Origin of the sequence: Nocardia sp. NPDC058244 (genome assembly GCF_042882065.1) — a bacterium.
Taxonomy (GTDB): domain Bacteria; phylum Actinomycetota; class Actinomycetes; order Mycobacteriales; family Mycobacteriaceae; genus Nocardia.
Genome location: NZ_JBHVWX010000002.1, coordinates 262,369 through 277,308, shown reverse-complemented (window position 1 = coordinate 277,308; position 14,940 = coordinate 262,369). Strand labels below are relative to the sequence as shown.

Sequence of the window (14,940 nt, the reverse complement as noted above, 5' to 3'; positions counted from 1 at the left end):
GATATAGCACCGCAGTCGATCGCCGGGCTACGTCGAACGCCCCCGCGGCTGTTCGCAACGGGGGCGTTCATCGAGGGGGTGGCTGGTCAGTCGCCGACGGTGATGGCCTGTGCCTCCTCGACGCTGTGCGGCGCCGGGTCGTGCTCGTCGAGGTGGGCCAGCGCCTTGCGGCCTGCGAACAGCGCGCCGACGGCGGCGGCGGTGAAGGCGGCGCCGAGCCAGAACGGCAGCGAGACGCTGTGCTCGCCGAGTTTGCCCGCCACCCACGGCGCCGCGGCGCCACCGGCGAACCGGACGAAGCTGTAGGCCGCCGACGCGGTGGACCGCTCGACCGGCGCGGAGATCATCACGGCCTCGGTGATCAGCGTGTTGTTCACGCCGAGGAACAGGCCGGCGATGACGACGCCGACGACCAGCACGATCTTGTGCTCGGTGAACATGCCCATCACGGCCAGATCGACGGCGAACAGGCCGAGCGACAGGGCCATCATCGGCAGGGTGCCGAAGCGCGCCTGCAGTCTCGGCGCCAGGAACACCGAGGCCAGCGCGAGCAGGATGCCCCAGCCGCAGAAGATGAAGCCGATCGCGTAGGTGCCCATGTCCAGGGGGAACGGGGTGTAGGCGAGCAGGGTGAAGAAGCCGAAGTTGTAGAGCAGCGCGGTGATACTCACGGTCAGCAGGCCCCGGTGCCGCAGCGCCTTGAACGGCGCGGTGATCGAGGTCGGCCTGGCCGGCTTGGGCATCTCGGGCAGCAGTACGACGATCGCGATGAAAGCGACGGCCATCAGCACCGACACCCCGAAGAACGGTCCGCGCCAGCTGATCCCGCCGAGCAGGCCGCCCAGCAGCGGACCGGTCGCGATGCCGATCCCCAGCGCGGCCTCGTAGAGGATGATCGCCTTGGCGACACCGCCGGTGGCCGCGCCGACGATGGTGGCCAGCGCCGTCGCGATGAACAGCGCGTTGCCCAGGCCCCAGCCCGCGCGGAAGCCGATGATCTCGCCGATCGTGCTCGACATGCCCGCCAGCGCGGCGAACACCACGATGATCGCCAGGCCGGACAGCAGCGTCTTCTTGGCGCCGAAGCGGCTGGAGATGACCCCGGTGATCAGCATGGCGACGCCGGTGACGGCCATATAGCTGGTGAACAGCAGCGAGACCTGCGACGGGCTCGCGTTCAGCTGTTCGCCGATCGGCTTGAGGATGGGGTCGACCAGGCCGATGCCCATGAACGCGATCACGCTCGCGAAGGCGACGGCCCAGACGGCCTTGGGCTGTCCGGACGGGGTGGCTGCGGCGGCGGTGTCGTCGGCGCGAGTCAACTCGGAAATGCTCACTGGCGCTCCTGGTTGCATCACTGATGACCGCGGGCAACCGCACGCAGGGCTGTCAGCAGGTCGTTCATGTCGGTGTCGAGCCGGATCAGGCGATCGAGATCGAAGTCGGCGAGTCCGGGAGCCACGGCGGCCGCGAAGGCGCGCCTGGCCTCGACGAGGCGGTTCCGGCCCGCCGGGGTCAGTTCGATGAGAACCGCCCTGGAGTCCTGCGGGTCCCTGCTGCGGGAGGCGAAGCCGTCGGCGACGAGCCGACCGATCAGCGCCGTTGCCGCCGGTTGGGAACATCGATCGATCCGGGCGAAGTCGCTGACCCGCAGACCGCCGTGCTCGTCGAGCACGGCGAGGGCACGCAGGACCGCGCGGGGCAGATCGTCGTCGCTGATCGCCCCGGCGAGCCGGGTGAGCCGACCGGCAGTGACCAACAGGTCGACCACGATGTCGTCCGGGGATGGCTGCTCTGTCTGCTGCACGAACAACATTATTGCATAAGCTAACTATCTAATTCCAGCTGTCGCTCCGGTGACCTCTCGCACAGACGCCGAAAGCCCCGGCCGCGGGGTCGCGACCAGGGCTTTCGATGGGATGCGGTCAGGCGGCCGCGACCGGGCGACGGCCGGTGCCGAAGAGCTCGGCGGTGGCGTGCGCCCGCTTGAAATACAGGTGGGCGTCGTGCTCCCAGGTGATGGCGATGCCGCCGTGCAGCTGGATCGTCTCGGCGGCCACGTGCGAGAAGGTCTCGGTGCAGTGCTTGCGCGCGACGTAGACGTCCTCGGCGGCCGAGGCGCTGTTCTCCGCCACGGCCTGGGCGGCGGCCAGCGCCGTCGACTCGGCCGACTCCACCAGCACGTACATATCGGCCATCCGGTGCTTGAGGGCCTGGAAGCTGCCGATCGGCCTGCCGAACTGCACGCGCGATGCGGTGTACTCCACCGTCATCTCCAGGCAGCGCCTGGCCGCGCCGACCTGCTCGGCGGCCAGCGCCGCCCAGGCGATCTCGCGCAGGCGGGTGCGCAGGGCCGCCGGGTCGGCCGTACCGATCCGCGTCGCCGGGGTGTCGGTGAAGGCGATGACGGCCAGCTCGCGGGTCGGATCGAGGGCGGGCGTCGGGGCGACGACCACGCCCGCCGCGTCCGCCGTCGTCTCGTACAGGCCGTCGTCGGTGAGTACCAGCAGCAGGTCGGCCTGGGCGCCGTGCAGCACGTAGTGCGCCGCGCCGTTGAGCTTGCCGTCGCTCGCGGTGACGTCGGAGGCGTCCCAGCCCGCCGCGTCGGCCCAGCACAGCGCGGCCGTGCGCGAGCCATCGGCGAGGTCGGGCAGCAGCCGGGCGCAGGCCGCCTCGTCGTCCGAGAGCAGGATCGCCTGCACGCCGAGCACGGCGGAACCGAGCATCGGCACACCGGCCAGCGTGCGGGCCAGTTCGCCGACCACCATCAGTGATTCGACCAGGCCCGCGCCCGCGCCGCCCCACTCCTCGGGCACCGCGAGCGCGGCGACCCCGACCTGCTCGCACAGCATGGTCCACAGCTTCGGGTCGTACCCGAGGTCGGTGTCCATGGCGGCGCGCACCGCGGCGGGCGTGGCGTGCTTGGCCAGCAGGGCGCGGACGGAGGTGCGGAATTCGAGCAGTTCATTCGATGACATGAGATTCCTTCGATCAGCCCGCGGCGGGCGCGGCGCGCAGGGCGTCGGCGATGCGGCCGCGGTGGAAATCGGCAGTGCCCCAGGCGGTGCGCAGGGCCGCCACCTTGGTGATCCACAGCGACAGGTCGCATTCGGCGGTGTAGCCGATGGCGCCGTGCACCTGCAGACCGGCGCGCGAGGCGCGGTGGGCGGCATCGCCGCAGGCCACGATGGCCGCCGACACGTCGCGCGCGCGATCGTCGGAGTCCAGCGTGAGGGCGGCGCGGTAGAGCAGCGGCTCGGCCAGATCCAGCGCGATCAGCACGTCCGCGAGCTGCTGCTTCACAGCCTGGAATTCGCCGATCGCGCGGCCGAACTGCTTGCGCTGCTTGGCGTAGGTGGTGGTCTGGTCGAGCAGCGCGCGGCCCGCGCCGAGCAGCATCGCGGCACAGGCGAGGACGCCGAGATCGAAGGCGTGGTCGATGGCGTCGCGCGCGTCGTCGGCCACGGCCTCGTCGGCCTCGACCTGGAACAGCTTGCGCGCCGGGTCGATCGAGGCGAGCGGTCCCGCCGCGGTGCGCCGCCCGACGGCCAGCGCGTCGCCGTCGGCGACCAGCACCAGGTCGGCGGCATCGGCGTCGAGCGCGATGCCGCGCTGCGTGGCACCGAAGCTGACGGTGCCGAGCAGCGCGCCGCCCGCCAGCGCGGGCAGCCAGCGCCGCGCCGGCTCGGCGTTCGGAAGCCGCTGCAGCAGGGCCGGAATCACCGCGGCCGATTCGATCACCGGGCCCGGCGCTGCCGCCCTGCCCAGCTCGACGAGCGCGACGACGAGGTCCACCGGGGTGGCCTCGGCGCCGTCGTACTGCTCGTCGACGATGAGGCCGAAGGCGCCCATCTCGGCCACCTGGCGCAGCAGCGCGGTGCCCTTGGCGGTGTCGCCGGCGGCCCAGGCGCGGGTCGCGGCGGGCACCTGCGCGGCGTCGAGGACCTTGCGCAGTTCGGCGGCGAAATCGAGTTGTTCGGTGCTGAGGGCGAACTTCATCGCAGGCCTCCTGTGCTCGGACGGGCGAAGGCGCCCGGTGCGTCGACGGTCATCGCTTGCTCTCCCGCGGCAGGCCGAGGATGCGCTCGGCGATGATGTTGCGCTGGATCTCGTTGGTGCCCGCGTAGATCGGGCCCGACAGCGAGAACAGGTAGCCGTCGGTCCACTTGCTGGTCAGTTCGGCGGCGGGGCCGAGCAGGTCGAGTCCCGTCTGGTGCATGGCGATGTCGAGCTCGGACCAGAACACCTTGGTGATCGAGGACTCCGCGCCGAGCTGGCCGCCGTCGGTCAGCCGGGTGACGGTGCCGAAGGTGTGCAGCCGGTAGGCCTCGCTGCCGAGCCAGGCGTCCACCACGGCATTGCGCGCGGCGGTGTCGGTGGGCTCGGCGGTCTCGGTCCACAGGTCGATCAGCCGCTGCGCGGTCGCGCTGAACCGGCCGGGGCTGCGCAGCGACAGGCCGCGCTCGTTGCTCGAGGTCGCCATGGCGACCCGCCAGCCCTCGTTCGGCGCGCCGATGACATCGCGGTCGGGGACGAAGACGTCGTCGAGGAAGATCTCGGCGAAGCCGGGCTCGCCGTCGAGCTGCGGGATCGGCCGCACGCTGACGCCGTCGGCGGACAGCGGGAACATCACGTAGGTCAGGCCGTGATGGCGCTGCGCCTCCGGGTCGCTGCGGAACAGGCCGAAGGCCCAGTCGGCGTAGGTGGCGCGCGAGCTCCAGGTCTTCTGGCCGTTGAGGATCCAGCCGCCGTCGGTGCGCCGCGCGGTCGAGCGCAGGCTCGCCAGGTCGCTGCCCGATTCGGGCTCGGACCAGGCCTGTGCCCAGATGTCGTCACCGCGCGCCATCCGCGGCAGGATCCGGGCCAGCTGCTCCTCGGTGCCGTGCTCGAACAGGGTCGGCGCGAGCAGGAAGATGCCGTTCTGGGCGACGCGCCCCGGCGCACCCGCCGCGTAGTACTCCTGCTCGAACAGCACCCACTCGAGGATGGAGGCGTCGCGGCCGCCGTACTCGGTGGGCCACGACACCGCCGACAGGCGGGCCTCGGCCAGCTTCGCTTCCCAGGCGCGGTGGGCTTCGAAACCCTCGGCGGTGTCCATGGACGGCAGCGGTTCGCTGGGGACATTGGCGGCGAGGAACTCGCGCACCTCCAGCTGGAACTCCCGGACTGCCGGGTCGATCTCGAGGTCCACTTACTTCGTCCCGTTCTGTTCGGTCGCGGCGCCCTTCATCGAGCGGGCGGTCATCCCGCCGAGCGAATCGGCGCCGACTTCGGCGTTGTGCGCGTGCGCGAAATGGTGCAGCCCGAAGACCGAGTCCATGCCGGAGCGCATGCCCATCAGGTCTTCGGCCTGGTTGACGGCCTTCTTGGTGAGCGCGAGCCCGAATTGCGGCATGGCGGAGATCTTCTCGGCCAGCGCCAGCACCTCGGACTCCAGGTCCTCGCGCGGCACGACCCGGTTGACCATGCCCCACTCCTTGGCCTGGGCGGCGTCGAACCGGTCACCGGTGAAGAGGAACTCCTTGGCCGCGCGCGGCCCCATCACCCACGGATGCGCGAAGTACTCGACGCCCGGAATGCCCATCCGGACAACGGGGTCGGAGAAGAAGGCGTCGTCGGAGCAGACGATCATGTCGCACACCCAGGCCAGCATCAGCCCGCCGGCGATGCAGGCGCCCTGCACCATCGCGACCATCGGCTTGGGGATCTCCCGCCAGCGGCGGCACATGCCCAGGTACACCTCGGACTCGCGCGCGAAGCGCTGATCGCCGCCGGCGCGGTCGAGGTGGTCCCACCACAGCGCGGCCTTGTTCTCGTAGTGCGCGTCGTGGTCGCGGCCCGGGGTACCGATGTCGTGGCCCGCGCTGAAGTGCTTTCCGTTGCCCGCCAGCACGATCACCTTGACCTCGGGGTCCTCGACGGCCCGCACGAAGGCGGCGTCGAGGGCGTAGGTCATCTTCGAGTTCTGCGCGTTGCGGAACTCGGGCCGGTTCATGGTGACGACGGCGACCGACCCGCGCACCGCATAGGTGACGACCTCGGTCTCGGTTTCGGAACTCACGACTTCTCCTCACGAAGCTCACGCTTGAGCACTTTGCCCGCCGCGCTGTAGGGCAGCTGGTCGCGGAACTCCACGAGCCGGGGCACTTTGAAATTGGCCAATGTGGACGCGGCGAAGGCGATCACCTCGTCCGCGGTCAGCGTCGAGCCGGCCTTGCGGACGACGACGGCCTTGCCGACCTCGCCCATCCGCTCGTCCGGGATGCCGATGACCGCCGACTCGGCGACGCCGTCGAGCCGGGCCAGGGTCTGCTCGATCTCGGCGGGGTACACGTTGAATCCGCCGGTGATGTACATGTCCTTGAGCCGGTCGGTGATCTTCAGGTAGCCGCGCTCGTCGACGACGCCGATGTCGCCGGTGTGCAGCCAGCCGTCGGCGTCGATGGCCTCGGCGGTGGCCTCGGGATCGTCGAGGTAGCCGAGCATCACGTTGGGGCCGCGCAGCAGCACCTCACCGGCCTCGGACAGGCGCAGTTCGAAGTCGGCGATCGGGCCGCCGCAGGTGTTGGCGATGGTGGCGGCGTCGTCCTCGGGGCGGCACATGGTGCCGAATCCAGCCGATTCGGACAGGCCGTAGGCGGTGATGACCACCTCGAAGTCGAGGTCGTCGCGCATCCGCTCGATCAGCACCACCGGCACCGTCGCCGCGCCGGTCACCGCAACGCGCAGCGAGGACAGGTCGCGCGCGTCGCGCTGGGGATGCTCGAGGATGGTCTGGTAGATCGTCGGCGGGCCGGTCAGCACGGTGATCCGCTCGGACTCGATCAGCGCGAGCGCGGCGGGCACGTCGAAGGTGGCCTGCGGGACGATCGTGGCCCCGGTGACCAGGCACGCGAGAATGCCCGCCTTGTAGCCGAAGTTGTGGAAGAACGGCGGGATCATCAGGTAGCGATCGCCCGCGCGCAGGGTCGAGCACTCGACCCAGCCGCGGACCACGCCCAGTGCCTGCCGGTGCGCGACGAGCGTGCCCTTGCTGCGGCCGGTGGTGCCGGAGGTGAACAGGATGTCGGAGATGTCGTCGGGGGAGACGGCGTTCGCCCGCTCCTCGCCCGCCTCGGCGGTGACGGTCGCCGCCAGCTCGAGCAGCGCCGACCAGCTCAGCGACCCGTCGTCGACGGCGGATTCGCCCTCGACCGGGATCACGACGACGGTGCCGATCTTCAGCTCCGGCGCGGTCTCGCGCAGTTCGGCGGCGCGATCGCGGCCGAGGAACGACCCGGCGACGAACAGCGCCTTGGCGTCCACCCGGACCAGCACATCGGCCGCCTCGGCGGCGACATAGCGGGTGTTGAGCGGCACCAGCGCGGCGCCGACCGAGTGCGCGGCCAGCGCGGCCACCACCCAGTGATGGGTATTGGGCGCCCACATCGCGACCCGGTCGCCGCGGTCGATCCCGCGGGCGATCAGGGCGCGCGCCGCGATCCGTACCTGGTCGAGCAGGTCGGACCAGGTCAGGTGGGTCGCGCCGTCGATCAGGGCCGGCTCGTGCGGATGCGCCGCGGCGACGTCTCGCAGAGCCTGCGGGGTGGTCTGTGCAGGGGTTGTCACGGGGTCCTCACCAATCGGCTAACAAAGCAAGTGCTTGGTAGGTTATCCTATCGCCGTGGGCGTGATCCAGACCTCAGATTCCGATACCGCGACCTCCGACGCGGAGTTTTGCGCGGAAATACGCGACTGGCTGGCCGAAAACCTGGCCGGAGAGTTCCGTGACCTGCGCGGCACCGGCGGCCCGGGGCGCGAGCACGAGTTCTTCGAAGAACGGCTGGCCTGGGACCGGCACCTCGCCGCGGCGGGGTGGACCTGCCTCGGCTGGCCGGTCGAGTGGGGCGGCCGCGCTGCCAGCGTGCGCCAGCAGGTCATCTTCCACGAGGAGTACGCGAAGGCCGACGCGCCCGCGCGGGTCTCGCACGTGGGCGAGGAACTGCTCGGCCCGACGCTGCTGGCCTTCGGCACCGAAGAACAGAAGAAGCGATTCCTGCCGGGCGTGCGCTCGGTCGGCGAGCTGTGGTGCCAGGGTTACTCCGAGCCGGGCGCGGGCTCCGACCTGGCCGCGGTGAGCACCACCGCGCGCCTGGACGGCGACCGCTGGGTGATCAACGGCCAGAAGATCTGGACCTCGCTCGCGCACGTCGCCGACTGGTGCTTCGTCATCGCGCGCACCGAGAAGGGGTCGAGCAGGCACAAGGGCCTGTCCTACCTGCTGGTGCCGATGAACCAGCCGGGCATCGAAGTGCGCCCGATCGAACAGCTCACCGGCACCTCCGAATTCAACGAGGTGTTCTTCGACGACGCCGTCACCGAGGCCGGTCTGGTGGTCGGCGAGCCGGGCGACGGCTGGCGCATCGCCATGGGCACGCTGACCTTCGAGCGCGGCATCTCCACGCTCGGTCAGCAGATCCGCTTCGCCCGTGAGCTCGCCGACATCGAGGCGCTGGCCCGGCGGACCGGCGCCGCGGACGACCCGCTGATCGCCGAACGCATCGACAACGCCTGGGTCGGCCTGCGGGTCCTGCGCGCGCACGCGCTGCGCACCATGAGCGAGGACGTCGACGACGCCGGTGGCGCGTCGGTCTCGAAGCTGTTGTGGGGCAACTGGCATCGCGGGCTCGGCGAGCTCGCCATGGCGGTGCAGGGCGCCGCCGGGCTGGTCCTCGGTCCCGACGACATGACCGCATGGCAGCGGCTGTACCTGTTCAGCCGCGCCGACACGATCTATGGAGGTTCGAACGAAGTGCAGCGCAACATCATCGCCGAGCGTGTGCTCGGCCTGCCGCGGGAGGCCCGCCCGTGACCGGTCCGCTCTCCGTCCCGCCCCCGTCCATCCCCGGCCACGGCCTGCTGACCGGCCGCAAGGCCGTCATCACCGCCGCGGCGGGCACCGGCATCGGCTCGGCCACCGCGCGCAGGCTCCTGGAAGAGGGCGCTGACGTCGTCGTCTCCGACTGGCACGAGCGCAGGCTCACCGAGACCGCCGAGCTGCTCGCCAAGGAGTTCCCCGAGCGCAAGGTCGGCGCGGTGGTCTGTGACGTCCGCGACACCGCGCAGGTGAACCAGCTGCTCACCGACGCCGCCGCCGAACTCGGCCGGATCGACATCATGGTCAACAACGCGGGCCTCGGCGGCGAGACCCCGGTGGTCGACATGACCGACGAGCAGTGGGATCAGGTCCTCGACATCACCCTGACCGGCACCTTCCGCTGCACCCGCGCGGCGCTCGGGTACTTCCGGTCGGCGGGCCACGGCGGCGTGATCGTCAACAACGCCAGCGTGCTCGGCTGGCGCGCGCAGCACGGCCAGGCGCACTACGCTGCCGCCAAGGCCGGCGTGATGGCGCTGACCAGGTGCAGTGCGGTCGAGGCCGCCGAGTTCGGGGTGCGGATCAACGCCGTCGCGCCGAGTATCGCGCGGCATCCGTTCCTGGACAAGGTCAGCTCGAGCGAGCTGCTCGACGCCCTGAGCGAGCGGGAGGCCTTCGGCCGCGCCGCCGAGCCGTGGGAGATCGCCGCGACGATCGCCATGCTGGCCAGCGACTACACCTCGTACCTGACCGGCGAGGTGGTCTCGGTGAGCAGTCAGCGCGCATGACGAGCGGGCGCCCGGGTGCGGAGTTTCCAGAAACCAAGCAAGTGCTTGGTTGTAGGATGACGTCGTGACCGCATCCGACACCGTGAAACGTTCTCGCCGCGCCGAACTCCTCGACCTCGCCGCGAACCTGTTCGCCGAGCGCGGGTTGCGCGCCACCACGGTGCGCGACATCGCCGACTCGGCGGGCATCCTGTCCGGCAGTCTCTACCACCATTTCGACTCCAAGGAGTCGATGGTCGACGAGATCCTGCGCGGCTTCCTCGACGACCTGTTCGGCCGCTACCGCGAGATCGCGGCCGCCGGGTTGAGCTCGCGAGCGACCTTGGAAGCCTTGGTGATCGCCTCCTACGAGGCCTTCGACCGGCACCACGCCGCGGTCGCCATCTACCAGGCCGAGGCCAAGAACCTGCGCGACGTCGAGCGGTTCGGCTACATCCGCGACTTCAACACCGAGTTCCGCGAGCTGTGGCACAAGGTGCTGGCCGCCGGTGTGTCCGACGGCAGCTTCCGCCCCGAACTCGACGTCGAACTGGCGTTCCGCTTCCTGCGCGACACCGTGTGGGTCGCGGTCCGCTGGTACACCCCCGGTGGCCCGATCACCGTGCAAAGCCTTGCTCAGCAATATCTCACCATCGTGCTCGACGGGCTGACCGTGCCCGGGAGCACCGCGAAATAGGAGTTCCATCATGACCGCATCCGCCGAGCGCCGCCCCTACGCCCCGTTGCGGGAGGCCTATGTGATCGATGCGGTGCGTACCGCGGTCGGCAAGCGCGGTGGCGCGCTGGCCGAGGTGCACTCCGCCGATCTCGGCGCGGCCGCGCTGCGTGGTCTCGTCGAGCGCACCGGCATCGACCCGGCGATCGTCGACGACGTGATCGTCGGCTGCGTCGACAACCTCGGCCCGCAGGCGGGCAACATCGGCCGCACCATGTGGCTGGTCGCCGGCTACCCCGAGGAGGTGCCCGGCGTCACCGTCGACCGGCAGTGCGGTTCCAGCCAGCAGGCGATCAACTTCGGCGCGCAGGCCATCATGAGCGGCACCGCCGAGGTCATCGTGGCAGGCGGCGTGCAGAACATGAGCGCCATCCCGATCGGCGCCGCCATGCTCGCGGCCAAGCCGTACGGCTTCGAGTCCTCGTTCATCGGCGCGAAGGGCTGGGACTCGCGCTACGGCACCGGCGAGGTCTCCCAGTTCAAGGGCGCCGAGATGATCGCCGAGAAGTGGGACATCAGCCGCGAGGACATGGAGCGCTGGGCGCTGCAGAGCCACGAGCGCGCCAAGGCCGCCATCGCCGAGGGCCGCTTCGACAACGAGATCGTGCCGGTCGGCGACTTCACCGTCGACCAGGGTCCGCGCGAGACCAGCCTGGAGAAGATGGCCTCGCTGCAGCCGCTGTCGGAGGGCAGCCCGCTCACCGCGGCGGTGGCCAGCCAGATCTCCGACGGTGCCAGCGCGACGCTGCTCGCCTCGGAGTGGGCGGTCAAGGAGTACGGCCTCACCCCGCGCGCCCGCATCCATCACGTGAGCGCGCGCGGCGCCGACCCGATCTTCATGCTCAGCGCGCCGATCCCGGCCACCCAGTGGGCGCTGGAGAAGACCGGCCTGACCATCGACGACATCGACGTCATCGAGATCAACGAGGCCTTCGCGCCCGTGGTCCTGGCCTGGATCAAGGAGATCGGCGCCGATCCGGCGAAGGTGAACGTCAACGGCGGCGCCATCGCGCTCGGCCACCCGCTCGGCGCGACCGGCGCCAAGCTGTTCGCCACGCTGCTCAACGAGCTGGAGCGGGTGAACGGTCGCTACGGCCTGCTCACCATCTGCGAGGGTGGCGGCACGGCGAACGTGACGATCATCGAGCGGCTGGACGCGGACAAGTAGTCCCGGACGAAGTCTGGTGGTCCTCGGCGGATTCCGCCGGGGACCACACCTCGTTCACCACCAATAGGTCACGACATCCCAGCGTTGGAGTGTCCCGGGGAAATCGCAATGGGCCCAGGACTGCTGGCCATCCCATGCGATCGGGCCGCGGCGTTCGTAGGTGGCCCAGCTGCTGCCGAACCAGCCCCACCAATGCCTGCATTCGATCCGCACCTGATGCCGGACCGGCCAATAGCACTGTGAGTACGCCGACGTGTTGTTGACCGGATACGCCGAGCATCCCGACGGACCCCATTGCGCCTGTACCGGCGCCGCACCCATCACCACCCCCGCGCCGAGCAGCATCGCCGCCGACGCGCTGACCACCATCTTCTTGCCGAGCTTTATCATCTCCTACCTCCCACCGAGCGTGGGGGCACGACGCCCCGACCTGTGACAGGGCCTCCGCGCATCTCGTGCTCCGATGGCGTCACATCCGTGAAACCACCCTTACGTGACTTACATCACATTCCGGACGGTCGGTGTTACCGCTGCCGGTCACCGGGCGGCTGTCGTACCCCCGGCCTACGATGGATCGGGTGAAGGTGCTCGGTGCGTGCCCGCTCGATTGCCCCGACGCGTGCTCGTGGGTGGTGACCGTCGAGGACGGTGCGGCCACCGCGCTGCGGGGGAACAAGGAGCACCCGGTGACCCGGGGTGCCCTGTGCGTCAAGGTCAATCGCTATCTGGAGCAGGTCGGCTCGCCCGACCGGCTGCGCTACCCGCTGCGCCGCGTCGGGCCCAAGGGCTCGGGCCGCTTCGAGCGGATCAGCTGGGACGACGCGCTCGACGAGATCGCCACCCGGCTCACCGGCATCATCGACGAATTCGGCGGCGAGGCGATCTGGCCGTTCCACGGCACCGGCAGCCTCGGCTACCTCCAGGGCCTCGAGGGCTATCCCGGTCGCCGGATGTTCAACGTGCTCGGTGCCTCGCACCACGCCGCGACGATCTGCTCGGTCGCCGGCGGCGCCGGCCTGCGCTACACGCTCGGTACCTCCGGCGGCATGGATCCCGAGGATTTCGCGAAGTCGGAGCTGATCCTGCTGTGGGGCACCAACCCGCTCACCTCCGGGCACCACCTGTGGAAGTTCGTCCAGGACAGCGGCGCCTACCTGGTGTCGATCGATCCGGTGCGCACCAAGACCTCCGAGCGCTGCGACGAGCACATCGCGCCGCTGCCAGGCACCGACGCCGCGCTCGCGCTCGGGCTGCTGCACGTCATCGTCTCGCTCGGCGCGCAGGACGAGCGCTTCCTCGCCGAGCACACCGAGGGCTGGCCCGAATTCCGCGACCGGGTCCTGGAATTCACCCCGGAGCGCACCGCGGCGATCACCGGCGTGCCGCAGGAGCGGATCGTCGCACTCGGTGAGCGGATCGCACGCACCAGGCCGACCGCCATCCGCGCCTCCCAGGGGATGCAGCGGCACGCGGGCGGCGGCATGGCCCTGCGCGTGCTGGCCTGCCTGCCCGGCGTCACCGGTGACTGGGCGATTCCCGGTGGGGGACTGCACTATTCGACCAGCGGCCACTTCCGGCTCGACGACGCCGCGCTGGTCCGCGACGACCTGCTGCCACACCCGGTCCGCACGCTGTCGATGACCCGGCTCGGCGAAGCCCTGCTCGAGACCGAAAACCCGCCGGTCAAAGCGCTGTTCGTGATCGGCGCGAATCCGGTCGGCTCCAACCCCGACCAGCGCCGGGTGATCGAAGGGCTCGCCCGCGAAGACCTGTTCACCGTCGTGCTCGAGCACTTCGGCACCGACACCGTCGACTACGCCGACATCGTGCTGCCCGCCACCATGCAGCCCGAACACCTCGACGTGATCGCGGGCTACGGCCACCTCTACCTGGTCTGGAACGAACCCGCCGTCGAGCCGCCGGGCGAATGCCTGTCCACCACCGAGACCTTCCGCAGGCTCTCGCGCCGCCTCGGTCTCACCGAACCGGCGCTCTACGACTCCGACGAGGAACTGGCCAGGCAACTGCTGAAGGGCCACGACCTGGACCGGCTCCGCGCCGACGGCTTCCTGAAGATCCAGCCCGGCTCGGTCCCGGCGGGCAAGCTCCAATTCGTCTCCAGCCGAGCCGAACTCGCGGGCGAGTCACCGCTGCCCGGCTACACTCCACCGGCCGACCCCGGCGACGGTCTGGTGCTCATCTCGGCCGCCTCCCACTACTTCCTGAACACCACGTTCGGCAGCAACCCCGAACTCCGCCGCCGCGCAGGCGAATCCACCGTCACCCTGCACCCCGACGACGCCACCGCCCGCGCCATCACCGACGGCACCCCCGTCCTGGTCACCAACACCCGCGGCTCCTTCGAAGCCGTCGCCGAGGTCTCCGACCGTGTGCGCCCCGGCGTCGCCGCCACCACCAAAGGGCGCTGGGCCAAATTCACCGGGGGCGCCACCGTCAACGCCACCATCGCCGAACGAGACGCCGACTACGCGGGCGGCGCGGTCTTCCACGACAACCGCGTCGAGATCCGTCCCCGCTAGGCCGGCGCTGCCGCGGGGGCGCTCAGCGAGTCGAAGACCCGCGCGGTGGGAGAGCCCGGTTCGGCGCAGTAGACGATCATGCGCTGGTCGGTATCGGCTATCCGCATCTCCTGGCAGGTGAATTCGAGCTCGCCGTGGACCGGGTGGGTGAGGTGTTTGGTGTGGCAGCGGCGGATCGCGACGTCGTGGTCGGCCCACATCCGCGCGAATCGTGGTGCGGTGCCGAGCAGTTCGGTGACGAGGGCGGCCAGGTCCGGGTTGCCGGGATAGCGCGCGTACGTGGCGCGCAGCTCGGCCACGGTGGAGCGGACGTAGCGCAGGGTCTCCGGGTCGGTCCAGTGCGGATCGTCGGCGGGCATCCGGAACATCCAGCGCACCAGATTGCGTTCGTGCCCTGGCACGGTCGCGAGATCGCCGATGAACGCGGTGGCCGCGGTGTTCCAGACCAGGATCTCGAAGGCGGCGTCCACGACGTAGGCCGGTGCGCGCAGGTTGTCCAGCATGATCCGCACGGCGCCGGACACCTCGCGATTCGGCCCGACGACCGGCGGCGGAGTCTCCCCGCTGATCCGGAAGAGATAGTCGCGCTCGTCGACGGTCAGCATGAGCGCGCGGGCCAGCGCGGTCAGTACCTGCCGGGACGGCTGCGCGCCACGCGCCTGCTCGACCCGGATGTAGTAGTCGACGGAGATGCCTGCCAGCTGCGCGACCTCCTGACGCCGCAGCCCGGGGGTGCGCCGCGGCCCGATGTCGGGCAGTCCCACGTCGGCGGGACGCAGTGCCGCCCGCCGTGTCCGCAGGAAGGCCGCCAGTTCCTCGCGTTTCGCCACGTCTTCCAGTGTGGCGCAGCGAGGCCGTCGCAGGGTGGTACA

The 14,940-nt window shown here is 70.4% G+C and carries 14 protein-coding genes; 5 read left to right on the top strand and 9 right to left on the bottom strand.

Going from position 1 to position 14,940, the window contains the following annotated elements; all coding sequences use genetic code 11:
• Positions 1-86: 86 nt before the first annotated feature.
• From ACFVW6_RS07465 to ACFVW6_RS07435, 7 genes are all read right to left on the bottom strand, one after another.
• On the bottom strand, positions 87-1,355 hold the full coding sequence (locus tag ACFVW6_RS07465) for an MFS transporter (RefSeq protein ID WP_387791069.1): 1,269 nt from the start codon (positions 1,353-1,355) through the stop codon (positions 87-89).
• The gene (locus tag ACFVW6_RS07460) at positions 1,355-1,816 is read right to left on the bottom strand and encodes a MarR family winged helix-turn-helix transcriptional regulator (protein ID WP_378825197.1); all 462 of its coding nucleotides are present in this window, start codon (positions 1,814-1,816) and stop codon (positions 1,355-1,357) included. The genes ACFVW6_RS07465 and ACFVW6_RS07460 overlap by 1 nt, the downstream gene beginning before the upstream one ends.
• A gap of 109 nt (positions 1,817-1,925) precedes the next feature.
• Entirely contained in the window at positions 1,926-2,978 is a 1,053-nt protein-coding gene (locus tag ACFVW6_RS07455; protein WP_378825199.1) for an acyl-CoA dehydrogenase family protein, read from the bottom strand.
• A 13-nt stretch (positions 2,979-2,991) separates the two neighbouring features.
• The gene (locus ACFVW6_RS07450) at positions 2,992-3,999 is read right to left on the bottom strand and encodes an acyl-CoA dehydrogenase family protein (protein WP_378825201.1); all 1,008 of its coding nucleotides are present in this window, start codon (positions 3,997-3,999) and stop codon (positions 2,992-2,994) included.
• Positions 4,000-4,048: 49 nt separating this feature from the next.
• Complete coding sequence (locus ACFVW6_RS07445; protein WP_378825203.1) at positions 4,049-5,191, bottom strand: acyl-CoA dehydrogenase family protein; 1,143 nt, start codon at positions 5,189-5,191, stop codon at positions 4,049-4,051.
• Positions 5,192-6,061: an enoyl-CoA hydratase gene (locus ACFVW6_RS07440; protein WP_357346251.1), complete on the bottom strand. Its 870-nt coding sequence runs from the start codon at positions 6,059-6,061 to the stop codon at positions 5,192-5,194.
• Complete coding sequence (locus ACFVW6_RS07435; RefSeq protein WP_378825206.1) at positions 6,058-7,608, bottom strand: FadD3 family acyl-CoA ligase; 1,551 nt, start codon at positions 7,606-7,608, stop codon at positions 6,058-6,060. The genes ACFVW6_RS07440 and ACFVW6_RS07435 overlap by 4 nt, the downstream gene beginning before the upstream one ends.
• Positions 7,609-7,663: 55 nt before the next feature.
• Here ACFVW6_RS07435 and ACFVW6_RS07430 point away from each other — a divergent pair, with 55 nt between their 5' ends.
• From ACFVW6_RS07430 to ACFVW6_RS07415, 4 genes are all read left to right on the top strand, one after another.
• Positions 7,664-8,851, top strand: a complete 1,188-nt coding sequence (locus ACFVW6_RS07430; RefSeq protein ID WP_378825208.1) for an acyl-CoA dehydrogenase family protein — start codon at positions 7,664-7,666, stop codon at positions 8,849-8,851.
• On the top strand, positions 8,848-9,645 hold the full coding sequence (locus ACFVW6_RS07425) for an SDR family oxidoreductase (protein ID WP_357346253.1): 798 nt from the start codon (positions 8,848-8,850) through the stop codon (positions 9,643-9,645). Before ACFVW6_RS07430 ends, ACFVW6_RS07425 begins: the two co-directional genes overlap by 4 nt.
• A 64-nt stretch (positions 9,646-9,709) precedes the next feature.
• Positions 9,710-10,321 carry a TetR/AcrR family transcriptional regulator gene (locus ACFVW6_RS07420; RefSeq protein WP_355270812.1) on the top strand — a complete coding sequence of 204 codons (612 nt, stop codon included), beginning with the start codon at positions 9,710-9,712 and terminating at the stop codon, positions 10,319-10,321.
• A gap of 46 nt (positions 10,322-10,367) precedes the next feature.
• Positions 10,368-11,528: an acetyl-CoA C-acetyltransferase gene (locus tag ACFVW6_RS07415; protein WP_355271713.1), complete on the top strand. Its 1,161-nt coding sequence runs from the start codon at positions 10,368-10,370 to the stop codon at positions 11,526-11,528.
• A 54-nt stretch (positions 11,529-11,582) separates the two neighbouring features.
• Here the strand turns inward: ACFVW6_RS07415 and ACFVW6_RS07410 are convergent, their stop codons facing one another.
• Complete coding sequence (locus ACFVW6_RS07410) at positions 11,583-11,918, bottom strand: hypothetical protein (protein ID WP_378825211.1); 336 nt, start codon at positions 11,916-11,918, stop codon at positions 11,583-11,585.
• 188 nt (positions 11,919-12,106) lie between these two features.
• Here ACFVW6_RS07410 and ACFVW6_RS07405 point away from each other — a divergent pair, with 188 nt between their 5' ends.
• On the top strand, positions 12,107-14,068 hold the full coding sequence (locus ACFVW6_RS07405) for a molybdopterin-dependent oxidoreductase (RefSeq protein WP_387791061.1): 1,962 nt from the start codon (positions 12,107-12,109) through the stop codon (positions 14,066-14,068).
• Here the strand turns inward: ACFVW6_RS07405 and ACFVW6_RS07400 are convergent.
• Positions 14,065-14,898 carry a helix-turn-helix transcriptional regulator gene (locus ACFVW6_RS07400; RefSeq protein WP_378825215.1) on the bottom strand — a complete coding sequence of 278 codons (834 nt, stop codon included), beginning with the start codon at positions 14,896-14,898 and terminating at the stop codon, positions 14,065-14,067. The two genes, ACFVW6_RS07405 and ACFVW6_RS07400, sit on opposite strands and share 4 nt — an antisense overlap.
• Between the last annotated feature and the right edge of the window lie 42 nt (positions 14,899-14,940).

What these genes read in the sequence shown, in the direction of transcription:
- ACFVW6_RS07455 (WP_378825199.1), bottom strand. Translation starts at nt 2,978, where the DNA reads ATGTCATCGAATGAACTGCTCGAATTCCGCACCTCCGTCCGCGCCCTG.
- ACFVW6_RS07450 (WP_378825201.1), bottom strand. Translation starts at nt 3,999, where the DNA reads ATGAAGTTCGCCCTCAGCACCGAACAACTCGATTTCGCCGCCGAACTG.
- ACFVW6_RS07460 (WP_378825197.1), bottom strand. Translation starts at nt 1,816, where the DNA reads ATGTTGTTCGTGCAGCAGACAGAGCAGCCATCCCCGGACGACATCGTG.
- ACFVW6_RS07465 (WP_387791069.1), bottom strand. Translation starts at nt 1,355, where the DNA reads ATGCAACCAGGAGCGCCAGTGAGCATTTCCGAGTTGACTCGCGCCGAC.
- ACFVW6_RS07410 (WP_378825211.1), bottom strand. Translation starts at nt 11,918, where the DNA reads ATGATAAAGCTCGGCAAGAAGATGGTGGTCAGCGCGTCGGCGGCGATG.